Below are 13085 nucleotides of genomic sequence, written 5' to 3'. Positions count from 1 at the left end.
AACGATTGCCGAGGCCGGTCCGTTCTTTGCAACGTGTCTGCTTGTGCTCCTGCGAGAGAAGATTTTGGGGAGGTTAAGGGACAGTGCACACACGGCATGTGGGGAACAACTGGGTTCCCTTAGTGGGGTTGGCGCTACTCTTTTTGATCTCTGGGGCCATCAGTATGGTGGCCGATCGCGGTAACGGTGCTGACGCTGGCTTCTTTACGGCCGGCACCCTTTTGGTGGGGGCATTAAGTGCTGTCTGGCTGTGGAAGCGCCCCTCCTGGTGGATCGCTCCGCGTAACCACTACCTATACCTTGCAGGAGGGACAGCCGTGGGCGTTGTACTGTCCGCACTCCTGCCCTTCCTCAATGGGGCTGGGCCCTGGGTTGTACTCGGTGCGGCTATTGTGGTCTACGGATATTTTGAACGCTTGCGGCTTCTTATGACAGTCGGATCGGGGGTGGTGTTGACGGGCCTGTTGGTTATGTTGATCCGCGCCGATATTTGGGGCGGTGCGTTGCACTTGATGACCACAGTCATTCTGGCCGTCGGCGCTAACCGGTTGCATATCTTGCGCCACGGACGGCGCCGGGAAGCGGCCGACAGCGAGCCGGACTTCATCGGCACCTTCGAGGAGTTCGACCGCGATGAGGCGCTCCGTCCCTAATGCCCTAATGCGAAATTCGAAGAGCTGCCGCAACGGCACGCAATTCATAGCCTAGCGAGGGCCTCGATCCTGGCTTTAGCCATCACCAGCGCGGTGTTTGGAGCCACGTGGTTGTCCCTGAATTTACGCCGCTGCGCAAGGCGTTTAACGGGCTATCAAGCGGTGTAGGCTGCGGTGAATACTTTGTGGACGTCCTCGAACCACCGGCCCTGTCTAGGCCTGTCTCAGTTTGCATGGTTTATGGGTGATGCTTTTGACAGGTATTTTCTTTCGATATAAAACTAATGAATGAATTCTGACTCCTCCTACACGCAGTTGCATCGCGGTGGCACCTCAGTGATTGTTGACTTGAGCACCGCAGGCCTCCCTACGATCATCCATTGGGGGCCGGCAACAGGTGTTCTTTCCCCGGCCGAGCTCAGCTCCCTGGCCGTGGCCGCCCGCCCCCAACGCGTATCCGGGGGTATTGATGTTCCCGCGCGATTGACACTCCTGCCCCAAGAAACCTTCGGCTGGCAGGGCTCGCCAGCGCTTCAGGGGCAGCGGTCTCGACGCGGATGGGGCGCTGCGCTAAGCACCGTATCGACTGTTGCCGACAGTTCCAGCGTCACCATTACCGCGGAAGACTCGGCAGCTGAACTGAGCATGGTCACCGAACTATCCCTCACCGCGGCCGGCGTGCTCCGACAGCGCCACACACTGACAAACACCGGAAGTACCGAGTACGAACTGCATAGGCTCGACACCATCTTCCCGCTACCGGCTAGCGCCACCACGGTGCAAGACTTCACCGGGCGGCACCTCAAGGAACGCAGCAGTCAACAGCGCCCGTTGACGGTCGGCGCGCATGTTCGAGAAAGCCGACGCGGGCGCCCCGGCGCTGATGCCACGCTGCTCATGCTTGCGGGCACGGACGGAATGGGGCATCGCAGCGGACTTGTTCACGGCGTCCACACGGCTTGGAGCGGCAACCATCGATTCAGCGCTGAACGCACCATCACCAGCGATCGCTTCCTCAGCGCCGGCGAGCTGCTGCTGCCTGGCGAAGTGGTGCTTGCTCCGGGTGAGAAGTACTCAACCCCGTGGTCGCTGGGTTCTTGGGGCAGCGGATTGGACCAACTTGCCTCCCGGTTCCACGAGGACTTGCGTGCCCGCCCACAGCATCCCGCCCGGCCCCGACCCGTCACCCTCAACACTTGGGAGGCCGTCTACTTTGACCATAACCTCGAGACGTTGAAAACGCTTGCCAACAAGGCGGCCGCCATCGGCGTGGAGCGATTTGTGCTCGACGACGGCTGGTTCCTTGGCCGCCGCGATGACACCGCCGGTTTGGGCGACTGGTTTGTTGACCCCGCGGTGTGGGCCGATGGGCTGGGGCCCATCATCAACCATGTTCACGACCTCGGCATGGAATTCGGGCTCTGGTTTGAACCCGAAATGGTCAACCCCGACAGCGAACTGGCGCGCAACCACCCCGACTGGATTCTGCACACCGAGGGCCGATGGCCGGTCAGTGCGCGCCAGCAACAGGTACTCAACCTGGCCAATCCAGAGTGCTTCGACTACCTCTTGGGCCGCCTTGACGCCATTTTGAGCGAATACCCCATCAGCTACATCAAATGGGACCACAATCGTGACTTGCTGGAAGCCGCCGACCCGCGCACCGGCCACCCCGCTGTCAGGAATACCACTCTGGCTCTCTACAGGCTGCTGGGTGAACTGAAAAGCCGTCACCCGAGCCTGGAAGTTGAAAGCTGCGCCTCTGGCGGGGCCCGAGTAGATCTGGGCATTCTCGATTACACCGACAGGATCTGGACCAGCGACTGCATCGACCCGATCGAACGGCTCGACAACCAGGCCAACACCGGCCTATTGGTCCCCTACGAGCTGATGGGAGCCCACATCGGCGGGCCCGAATCACACTCGACCCGTCGCCGACACAGCCTAGGATTCATGGCGCGCACCGCCATCTTCGGCCATTTTGGCATCGAATGGAACATTGCCGACATCGACGCAGAGCAAACAGCAGAACTTACCGAGTGGGTCCAGTTCCACAAGGCCCACCGTGGACTTTTCCACACGGGCGTCTCAGTTCACGCCGATCTCCCGGACCCTGCTATGGATCTGCGCGGCGTCGTTGCGCAAGACGGTGGGCGAGCAATTTTTGCTCTGACCCAAAGAGAAGCCTCCATCAGCTACCCGTCCGGTCGTATCACTGTGCCGGGTCTGGTGCCGGATGTGAAATATCGTCTCAGTTTGTCGCACCCACTTGACGAGGAACTGGGCAATGGCCAGTCACCGCTGGAATGGCCCCTGAACGAGTGTGTGCTCACTGGATCCGTACTGGAGACTGTGGGCATTCAAGCACCGGTGCTTTTCCCTGAGCAATCCGTGCTCATCATGTTCACAAGCATCGAATCCGACGGCGTATAGCGCCGACGCGTGACACGGTACGAAGGATCCGGAGTACTGATCTACCGTGAGAGGAGGATTCCAAGCTGCTTGACACACTCCCCAATTTCGTGATGCCCTTCCCTCATCCAAGGTGAAGCACGAGAAGCCTGAAATCTAGCGTTTTCGGGCAATGAGATGACGGATATTTTCCCCCTTTTGTCTCAACTTAGTTGACGTAAATCGTCGAATCTCTGATGTTTGAGGACTGGCCCCCTTTGGGTACCGGCGAATTGTCACCATCAGAATTCAACGATCGTTAGTGGTCATGAGGAAGCAGCCTTGCCATCAGGGTTGCGTCCGCTAGTGTCTGCATCATCCGTTTTTAGTTGGCTTCATCCACAACGAGATGGGGGACAGTCCCGCAGGGGGAACCTGCGACGGGACGCTCCGTCGATATCTGCAATGGCATGTGTCGTATAGATCCCGAGGCTAAACAACTTGTTTGAAGATCCGAGCGAGATTGGTGCCCTCAGTCAAAGAGCACATGCACAGGATTGAACTTGGCTGGTCCACCGCATTGGAGGCCGAAGGGGTGCTCCCCGGTTGATTGCGTTTCTATTGGCAGGGTACGAGCGGTTCGGGCACCAGAAAAGGCCACGGCTTCGACGTAGATTGACGTGACGCCAACGGGTGGGATTAGATACGGTGGCGACTGGGGCACCAACCATTTTCCATCGCGGGGCGCGACGGGTTCAGGTGTGCAGCCCTCCCCAAAACAAGCCGTTACTGACTCCGGCTGCCCGGAAAAGACCAGCTCCACATCGCCGACATATGCGTATCCGATTGCTGGACACGCCCGGTTCATGCCAGGCAGCAGTCCTACCAAGGCGGCAACAGCTACCACGGTGGCTAGAGCACCACCGGCAAGCATGACTATGACTCGAGCCTTCATACGGCGAGCCTAACCCGATACTCAGCATCATTCTCCCTCAGCGGAATCTCATGCAGTCAGCTCAATCGTTAGCAGAAGGAACCCTGACCGAACAATGTAAAGCACGCGGTAGCCCGCCGCTGGATTTCCGGGACTGAACTTCCAGCGGAGCTAGATGGCATCCCCAAAAGGTCCGGCAGCATCGGAGGGAACTATCTCCTTCCGCATGGATACTGAGATGGCCAGACGCATTATCCCAGCGACCAGAACGATAACAGCAACACCAAGTAGGCCAACATCACCCGGAGTTCCTGGGCAGCCCATATTGTTGTCAGCCTCCGGACAGGACCTCCACGGTCCGAGTTACACCAGCGGAACGCCTACAACTGATACAAGAACCAGCAGAATCCCCAATGTTGCGTACACAGTCTTTCTGCAAGGTCTCATAGTTCATCCAAGCCCGGCGAGGCTGCCCTATTCATCTGCCCGTAGGGAGGAAGGCAGGTGGGGAGTCTTTTGCTGAGCGGTGCTGATTCCTGCCGTGTTGCAGGAATAGTCGGGACGGGCCCTCGGTTAGCGGCGAGTGAATGCCTCGTCGTGCCAGTACGCGGCCTGTGCCGCCGTGCGCCGCAGAATCGCGTCGGCGGAGTGCGGAGTGCGGCGCAGGCCACAGCATCAGCTCGTAGGAGTCGGGCGCGGGATGCTCGACATCGGCATTGGACTGCGCGTGGCCGGCGTCCATGCCCCGAGCGTTCCACTGAACCCGGTAGCTGGGGGCGGGCAGATCGAAGCGCACAACCGGGTCCTCCGCCCAGCCAGCGAACGCGGCCTCGCCCGCAGGGACAAGGCCCGCCTCGACCACTTCCTCCCACTCGCCGAGGCCGGGCGCGTCGTCCCATAGACTGACTCGCACGGGTACCCAGCCGGTGTGCGTCCCCGTGATGAGGAACAGCGCCCCGGGGACCGTCGCCCCGCACAGCCCGTTCACCTGATCGATGAATGCGACATCGGGGATCGGCGGCTCGACTATCCCTGTCGTCAATGTCATCTGCGCATACGACGTGAACACCAGGCCGTCAAAGAGCACACGCATGGTCTCATCCTTCCGCGACGCCCTGAGCGACCGGCCAGAAGCCAAATAGTGAGTGGGACGGGCTATCGCTGCGACACGTCGTTGGCCAGATACGCCGCTGCTTTTAGCGTGAGGCGGGGTTGGGCCGTACGAAGGCATCTTATTGCCAGGACACTATGGCCTGCTGGATCTACTCCAGCTTCGTCAAGAACTTTCTTCGCCCATTCGCGTGCAACCGGTGGCGGCCCGACTAGGTTTGGTGATCCGCCAAAGATGCCCTTCAACCGCAGTCGAGGATTTTCTTTGTCGCCGAAGACTTTTGCTGCTAGTTCGCTCGGCATTGTTCCATCCTGTCACCCTGACTTTTGTACAGTCTAAGCATAGATGAAGCGCACTATCGAGATTGCCCCGCAAGCCGGTCGTTGACTGGAGCAGTGGTGAACAAAGTTCGCAGGATTGACGCTCTGTGTGTTCCAGCGGTCTCCAAATTCCCGTAGGCCCCGCCCGACTTAATGCCCGTGCTCCTTATCCGGGACGGTATGTCGAACGCCTACGGTCGGCCGCAGGGAAGTGTTGCGAAATTGAGAATTTCTGTGATCGGGGCACAGGCAACGCCGCTGGTAGGCGGGGCGGATCAGACTGATTCGCGCCAGACGATGGACGTTTCCAAATACACGCCGTCGCGGTTAATCTCCCGACCCTTAATTTGGGCCAAGACCAGCTCCGCTGCACAGGATCCCAGCTCTGAAGCGGGTTGATGGACAGTGGACAGTGGGGGAGTGGTGCGCTTCGCCCAGCTACTGTCATCGAACCCGATCAAGGCCACATCGTCAGGCACTCGGTGCCCTGTTTGCTGAAGGACGCTCAGAGCTCCCGCAGCCACGGCGTCAGAGGCGGCGAAGACGCCGTCGATCGTGGGACATGCTGCAAGAAGTTTGCGCATGCCCACAGTTCCAGCATCGAAGGAGAAGCGGTCTACTTTGGCGACCAGCTCTGGGCGATAGCTTGAGCCCAGGGCATCTTTAAAGCCCTCCAAACGGTCGGCTCCGGATGCCCTGTCCAAGGCGGAAGCGATCATGCCGATCTGAGTCCTCCCGGATGCCATGAGTTTTGCCGTAATTTCTGCTGCTGCTTGCCTGTTATTGATCGAGACAAAAGGAAGCGGACGGTGATTGGGTGGGGGGCCTACGAACGCCGACGGCAGTCCGAGGTTTTCAATGATCTCCGTGATGTGGTCATTTTCTCGAGCCGAAACAACAATGGCCCCATCGATGGAGCCGCCATTGAGGTACTGGCCCACGCGGGTTTCGTCCCGTTCGGAATCGATGATCAAGCACACCATTTGGTATCCGGCTTGCGAGAGAACAGTGTTCGCGCCAAGGATGATCGAGCCTAAATTTGGATCCTCAAGAAATAACGAATGTGGCTCGTGAATCAGCAGGCCCACAGCCTGTGAGCGTTGTCGCACCAGATTTCTGGCTGCCGTGTTGGGGACATAACCCACGGCCTTGATAGCCTTGTCGATGGCTTCCCGGGCCTCGGCAGAAACGTACCGTTCGCCGTTGAGTACCCGGCTGACTGTTCCTCGCGAAATGCCTGCAACTGTTGCAACGTCCAGGATGGTTGCGCGCTTTTTTCTGCTAGGTAGAGGAGCCATTCCTTTACCTTACCGGGCTACAGCAGGGCTGGGCGCATGGCGAGGACTTGACAGCGCTGTGACGCCAGCCATACTCTGTGTACGTTCACAGAAAAACTCGACGTCCTTTGAAGTCCGGTCGTCTGTGAACGTGCACAGAGCGGTGTAGGTTGCCGCTGAACGACCAGTAGGCAACACCTCAGTAAGGATTTACATGAACAGCTCGCTAGCGGGGCAGCCGCGTCCAATCATTGAATTGGATTCCGGCATGGCCTTTGGGTGCGACTACAACCCGGAACAATGGGATCCGGCAGTCTGGGCACAAGACGCTACCGCCATGCAGCAGGCCGGAGTCAACTTTGTTGCCATCAACATTTTCGGCTGGTCTCACCTAGAACCACGCGAAGGCGAGTACGACTTCAGCAATCTTGATGCCATCATCGAGCTCCTGCACGAACACGGGATCCGCATCAACCTAGCGACGGCCACCGCTTCTCCTCCGCCATGGCTGACAACCACCTATCCGCAGGTACTTCCCGTCGTGGAAGATGGCACCAAGCGGTACCCGGGCGGCAGGCAAGCATTTTGCCCCAGTTCACCCATCTACCGGCACCATGCGGCACTCTTGGTGGAAAAAGTAGCCCAACGCTACGGCAACCATCCCGCCGTCGCACTGTGGCATGTTTCAAATGAGATTGGCTGCCACAACGCCCATTGCTACTGCGAAACCTCCTCCATCGCGTTCCGTGCCTGGCTGATGGAACGGTACGAGAGCATTGAAAACCTCAACGCCGCGTGGGGCACTGATTTTTGGAGCCAACGGGTGTCGGACTGGAGTGAGATCTTCACGCCGCGGCTTACCCTCTCCAGCCGCAACCCGGGCCAAAGCATGGACTTTCGGCGTTTTAGCAGCGATGCACTGCTGGAAAACTACCGTCTGGAAGCGGACATCATTCGCAGGCACAGCGACGTCCCGGTGACGACAAACTTTATGGTGACCGCACACATTCGCAACATGGATTATTTCTCGTGGACTGCGGACATGGACATCATTGCCAACGATCACTACTTGGACCACAGGCTGGGCGAGCCGACCACTGAGCTGTCGTTTGCAGCAGACCTCACAAGGGGCCTCGCCAAGAACGATCCATGGATTCTCATGGAGCACTCCACCGGCTCCGTCAACTGGCAACCGCACAACCCGGCCAAAACGCCCGGGGAAATGATGCGCAACTCCTTGGCTCACGTTGCCCGCGGCGCCGACGGCGTCTGCTTCTTCCAGTGGCGAGCTTCGCTGCAGGGATCTGAAAAGTTCCACTCCGCACTCATGCCCCACGCTGGCGAGGACTCTGAACTGTGGCGCGACGTCGTCGCACTCGGGAAGACCGTTGCGAGTTTGGCTGAGGTAGTTGGCACACGGGTTGAGTCCACTGTGGCCTTCATTTTCAGTTGGGAATCGTGGTGGGCAGTTGATGCAGAGACTCGCCCGTCTGAATCTGTTTCCTATTTGGAGCAGGCTCATGCAATTTACGCCGCGATACATGCCCTCGGGACCACCGTGACCATGGTTGCTCCGGGATCAGATCTCAGCGGCTATGACCTTGTCATTGTCCCTACGCTGTATATGGTTTCCGATGACCATGCCGGTGTAATCAATGATTATGTCGGCAATGGCGGGCACGCAGTAATCACCTTCTACAGCGGAATCGTTGACGAAGAAGACCGGGTGCGTACCGGCGGCTACCCAGGTGCTTTCCGGGAGATGCTGGGGATCCGGACCGAAGAATTTTCGCCACTCTTGCCCGATCAGGTGCTCGAACTTTCCGATGGCCGGACGTCCTCGCTCTGGACTGAGCGGACCACCTTGCAAGGTGCCACCGCCGTTTCCAGCTATGTTGACGGACCCATGCCCGGCGGTCCGGCAGTCACCTGCCATGAGTTTGGGCAGGGGCGCGCCTGGTACATCGGCACGGCCTTGGATCAGGACGGATTGCTGAACGTCGTCCGTACCGCGCTCGAGAGTGCAGGGGTGAAGCCGGTAGCCGCAGAAGCGGATGCCAGCTTGGAAATGGTTCGGCGCTCAGCTGCCAACGCTTCTTTCCTGTTCGTCATCAACCACGGCCAGCAAGACCGGAGCCTGTCCACCGCAGGCTACGAGATCATCACAGAAACCACGGTTTCTCAGTCACTCATTGTTCCTGCCGGATCTGTGCGTGTAATACGAGAGGAAATACTGCCATGAGCCGCACTAAACTGCTCAACGCCGAGCCAGCGGTCCTCGAAACGCGAAAGCCGAAGAACAAATTCAACAAAGCGATTGTGCTCTTTGTAGCACCCTTCGGTTTGCTCTTTGTACTCTTCTACCTCGCGCCGATCACTTACGCTCTCTACCAATCATTCTTGAAGGTGGAACGGCAAGGAACCTTCGGGAAGGCCAAGGAAGTATTTGGTGGCTTCACCCAGTACATTGCCGTATTTCAAAATGGACCTTTCTGGGAATCCATAGGCCGGGTGTTTCTTTTCGGTGTTGTGCAGGTCCCGGTGATGCTGGGCTTGGCGTTGCTTTTTGCCCTGCTGTTGGACTCTCCCTTGGTCAGAGGAAAGAAGTTCTTCCGCCTGGCATTCTTCGTCCCCTACGCAGTACCTGGCGTCATCGCCGCCATCATGTGGGGATTCTTGTACTCCCCGAACTTGTCTCCATTTACTCAAGTCACCAGCAACATTAACTTCCTGTCTGCGGATCTGGTGTTGTGGGCGATGGCGAATGTGGTGACCTGGGTATTCGTGGGTTACAACATGCTCATCATCTACTCGGCGTTGCTGTCCATACCGACAGAAATTTATGAGGCCGCACGGCTCGACGGCGCAGGACAGCTGCGCATCGCTTTGTCCATCAAGATCCCGTTGGTGATTCCGGCCATCGTCATGACGGCCATCTTCTCCATCATCGGAACGCTTCAGCTGCTTGCAGAACCTCAGGTTTTCCGTACCTTCAGTTCTGCCGTCAACAGCACCTTCACCCCGAACCTTGCTGTCCTGACCACTTCCTCCATTCCAAACATCCACCTGGCTGCAGCGATGTCAGTAGTTCTTGCCTTAACTACCTTCGTGCTGTCCTTTGCGTTCCTCAAGTTCACTGCGCCGAAGGGAAAAGACAATGAGTAAGCCTTCAACTCGCCCTTCGAAGCTGAAGGACGCACCCTATGAGGCCTCTGTGCAGTCCTCAGGGCCGCGCGGACCCCGCGAGAACCTGCTCCCTCGCTTCGGCGCCATGCTCATCATGGTGGTTTTCGCCTTCTACTTCCTCACACCGATCTGGTGGCTGTTTGTCTCCGCATCGAAATCCAAGGGGGAACTGACCAGTTCCAACCCGCTCTGGTTTGCCGAATTCAACCTCTTTGAAAACATCGGCAATGTCCTGACGTACCGGGACGGGATCTTTGTGCGATGGCTGGGCAACAGCGTCGCCTACGCCGGTGGTGGCGCTCTGATTGCGACGGTACTCGCTGGAATGTGCGGTTATGCACTGGCCAAGTACCGGTTCAAGGCTCGGGAGCTAGTCTTCAACATCATCCTCGGCGGCGTACTGGTTCCAGCCACCGCGCTGGCACTGCCACTGTTCTTGATGTTCAGCCAAGTCAACGCCACCAACACTTTCTGGGCTGTGTTCCTGCCCAGCATTGTGAGCCCATTCGGCGTCTACCTGACACGCATTTACGCCGGCTCCAGTGTCCCTGACGAACTGATGGAAGCCGCACGGCTCGATGGTGCAAGTGAATTACGCACCTTCTTCAGTGTCTCCGTGAAGCTCATGTTCCCAGCCCTGGTCACAGTCTTCCTGTTCCAGTTCGTCGCCATCTGGAACAACTTCTTCCTCCCGTTGATCATGCTTCGTGATGAAGGAAACTTCCCTGTGACCCTTGGTCTCTACACCTGGAACTCTCAGATCAACCAGATCCCCGAGCTGCGTATGTACGTGCTCGTTGGTGCCCTGTTGTCCATCATTCCGCTGATCATTGCCTTCTTGCTCCTGCAACGCTTCTGGCGAAGCGGACTTGGCGCTGGCTCAGTCAAATAGTTTTCACCCCACATTTTCAATCCATCACTATCAATCACTTCGAGGAAGAAATGAAACCACTAAAAAGCGCCATCGCAGTCGCAATGCTCTCAGCTATGGTCCTCACCGGATGTTCAAGTGCTGACACTACCGAGAACGCCGGTGCCGCGATCGATTGCGCACCCTCAGATGGTCCCGTGAACCTCTCCTTCACCTCCTGGATCCCCGGGATTGAGAGCGTTGTTGACGTCTGGAACAAGGCCAACCCGGAGATCCAGGTCAAGGTGCAGACCGGCCCGAACGGAAACAGCGGAACGTACCAGAACTTCTTCAACCAGCTCAAGGCCGGCAACGCCCCTGACCTTGGCCAAGTAGAGTACGACGCTTTGCCGAACTTCCGCGTTCAGGACGGCCTGATGGACGTTGGCGCATGCCAGGACGTGGCCGATGCGCAGAGCGATTTCATTCCGTGGGCTTGGAACCAGGTCAGCTTTGGCGAAGAGGGATCCGCGTACGGAATCCCCCAGGACACCGGTCCCATGGCGCTGTTCTACCGCAGCGATCTGTTCGCGAAGAACAACATTGCCATCCCCACCACCTGGGATGAGTTCGCAGCTGCCGCCGTCGAAGTACGCAAGACCGGCAGCTACATCACCAACTTCTCGCAAAACGATATCAACCAGTTCGCCGGCTTTGTGTGGCAGACCGGTGACAGCTGGTTCAAGAACGACGGCGACGCATGGAACGTCGAATTGACTGGCCCGGGCAGCACCTCCGTAGCCGAATACTGGCAGGACCTGATTGACCGCGACCTGGTCTCCAGCTACCCCGGCTGGACCTCTGAGTGGGACAACGCCTACAACACGGGCAATGTATGGAGCTGGAACTCAGCAGTCTGGGGTGCAAACTCCATTGCCTCAGGTGCACCTGACACGGCTGGTTCCTGGAGCGTCGCACCCATGCCGCAGTGGAAGAAGGGCGATAATGCCAGCGGTAACTGGGGCGGTTCATCAACGGTTGTCTTCACAGGCTCCGAGCACCCCTACGAAGCAACAAAGTTTGCTCTGTGGCTGAACACCTCAGCGGAATCATTGACCATGCTCAACGAGTCCGCGAATATCTACCCGGCCACAACCGCTGGTTTGGAACTTCCCGCATTGAAGGAAGGCGTTGAATTCTATGGCGACCAGAAGATCTACGACGTCTTCGCTGACGCCTCCACCCAGGTATCCAGCGATTTCCTCTGGGGCCCGACCATGACACAAACCTACAATAGCGTTTCAGATGGCTTCAAGGCTGCCGTCACCAGCAAGGGTACCCTTGTAGATTCCTTGAAGACTGCTCAGGAAGCAACCATCAAGGAACTGAAGACCCAATCGATTCCCGTGGCTGAGTAATCTCCGCCTTGATCTAGAACTTCTGTCTTAGCCCAACGGGTTCAGACAGATATAAAAGTGACCTGTTGCTCCAGTGGAAATCCGCTGGAGCAACAGGTCATTTTGCGTAGGTGTACAGGCCCTGAGAATCCTTACGGCCCCGAGGGAACGGCCCCGACGAAGCCGTACGGTTACGGCATAAAAGCCCCGATCGTGAGCAACTTGATGTCCGCGTTGCTGCACGCGGTCAAGGGGTGGGCGATCTCAAGGCTGTCGTAGGCGCTGGGCGGATAAACCAGCAGTGATTCCGCCTGTACACGCTGGCAGTTCTGGTAATTTCCCGCCTGCGTGTAGCGCAGCGTGGCACCCGCGCTTTGGCCCGGTGCCAGCGTGATGGGACCGTTCGACGGCGCCGCCGGATCACGGTCCGCTGGTGCCCCGATCGCCTCGGTGCTGCCAGCGCTCACCATCGAGACGCCCGGGTAGCCGTCCAGAATGCAATCGGCCGCGGAGGTATTCGTCACCGATAACGTCATATAAATATGTCCCGCAGCACCGCCGCCTGTGTCATCGAGGGAACCCTTCAGCGATGCCGCCGGGCAGAGCACGGGGGTTTGCCCCGACGGTGTGACCGGGGCGCTGCTTGGTGCGGACGACGGCGTTGCCTCCGTTGTGGAGGCAGTTGAACTTGCGCTGGGGCTGGCTGAGCTAGTGCTGCTGGAGCTCGTGTTACTGGGACTGGCCGAGGAGGGCAGATCTCCGGAATTATCTGGGCCACATGCCGCCAACGAGCCACCGAGTCCGAGCGCCACCGCTAGGACGAGTGCGGTTCTCCACGTGGGGCGATGGGTTGGGGATCGCTGTGCGTCAATGGTTCGCTGTGCGGTAGTCATGTCACCACTGTTCCGCTCATGGATTCCTGAGTCAACAGGCCCCGCCGCGGAGGCACGGTCCTATGAATAAGAC

Annotated in this window: 10 protein-coding genes; 6 read left to right on the top strand and 4 right to left on the bottom strand. The window is 58.3% G+C overall.

Features of this window, described 5'->3' with window-relative positions; all coding sequences use genetic code 11:
* Positions 1-98: 98 nt before the first annotated feature.
* Together AB0P14_RS10950 and AB0P14_RS10945 are read left to right on the top strand one after the other, a co-directional pair.
* Complete coding sequence (locus AB0P14_RS10950) at positions 99-653, top strand: hypothetical protein (RefSeq protein ID WP_363841691.1); 555 nt, start codon at positions 99-101, stop codon at positions 651-653.
* A 288-nt stretch (positions 654-941) separates the two neighbouring features.
* Positions 942-3086, top strand: coding sequence for an alpha-galactosidase (locus tag AB0P14_RS10945; RefSeq protein ID WP_363841688.1), 2145 nt, complete (start codon positions 942-944; stop codon positions 3084-3086).
* A gap of 490 nt (positions 3087-3576) precedes the next feature.
* Here the strand turns inward: AB0P14_RS10945 and AB0P14_RS10940 are convergent, their stop codons facing one another.
* From AB0P14_RS10940 to AB0P14_RS10930, 3 genes are all read right to left on the bottom strand, one after another.
* The gene (locus tag AB0P14_RS10940) at positions 3577-3999 is read right to left on the bottom strand and encodes a hypothetical protein (RefSeq protein WP_363841685.1); all 423 of its coding nucleotides are present in this window, start codon (positions 3997-3999) and stop codon (positions 3577-3579) included.
* 457 nt (positions 4000-4456) lie between these two features.
* Positions 4457-5209: a hypothetical protein gene (locus tag AB0P14_RS10935; RefSeq protein ID WP_363841682.1), complete on the bottom strand. Its 753-nt coding sequence runs from the start codon at positions 5207-5209 to the stop codon at positions 4457-4459.
* A gap of 475 nt (positions 5210-5684) precedes the next feature.
* Entirely contained in the window at positions 5685-6707 is a 1023-nt protein-coding gene (locus AB0P14_RS10930) for a LacI family DNA-binding transcriptional regulator (protein ID WP_363841679.1), read from the bottom strand.
* Positions 6708-6900: 193 nt separating this feature from the next.
* Here AB0P14_RS10930 and AB0P14_RS10925 point away from each other — a divergent pair, with 193 nt between their 5' ends.
* Genes AB0P14_RS10925 through AB0P14_RS10910 form a run of 4 tightly spaced genes read left to right on the top strand, consistent with a single transcriptional unit; the run spans position 6901 to position 12140 of the window.
* Complete coding sequence (locus AB0P14_RS10925) at positions 6901-8928, top strand: beta-galactosidase (protein ID WP_363841677.1); 2028 nt, start codon at positions 6901-6903, stop codon at positions 8926-8928.
* Positions 8925-9851: a sugar ABC transporter permease gene (locus AB0P14_RS10920; protein ID WP_363841674.1), complete on the top strand. Its 927-nt coding sequence runs from the start codon at positions 8925-8927 to the stop codon at positions 9849-9851. Before AB0P14_RS10925 ends, AB0P14_RS10920 begins: the two co-directional genes overlap by 4 nt.
* Entirely contained in the window at positions 9844-10764 is a 921-nt protein-coding gene (locus tag AB0P14_RS10915; protein WP_363841671.1) for a carbohydrate ABC transporter permease, read from the top strand. The genes AB0P14_RS10920 and AB0P14_RS10915 overlap by 8 nt, the downstream gene beginning before the upstream one ends.
* Positions 10765-10814: 50 nt before the next feature.
* Positions 10815-12140: a sugar ABC transporter substrate-binding protein gene (locus AB0P14_RS10910; RefSeq protein WP_363841668.1), complete on the top strand. Its 1326-nt coding sequence runs from the start codon at positions 10815-10817 to the stop codon at positions 12138-12140.
* 170 nt (positions 12141-12310) lie between these two features.
* Here the strand turns inward: AB0P14_RS10910 and AB0P14_RS10905 are convergent, their stop codons facing one another.
* Complete coding sequence (locus AB0P14_RS10905; protein ID WP_363841665.1) at positions 12311-13012, bottom strand: DUF4232 domain-containing protein; 702 nt, start codon at positions 13010-13012, stop codon at positions 12311-12313.
* Positions 13013-13085: the final 73 nt, after the last annotated feature.

Origin of the sequence: Specibacter sp. NPDC078709 (assembly GCF_040686795.1) — a bacterium.
Classification (GTDB): domain Bacteria; phylum Actinomycetota; class Actinomycetes; order Actinomycetales; family Micrococcaceae; genus Specibacter.
The sequence above is the reverse complement of the archived record's forward strand: the minus strand, read 5'-3'. Positions and strand labels throughout refer to the sequence as shown.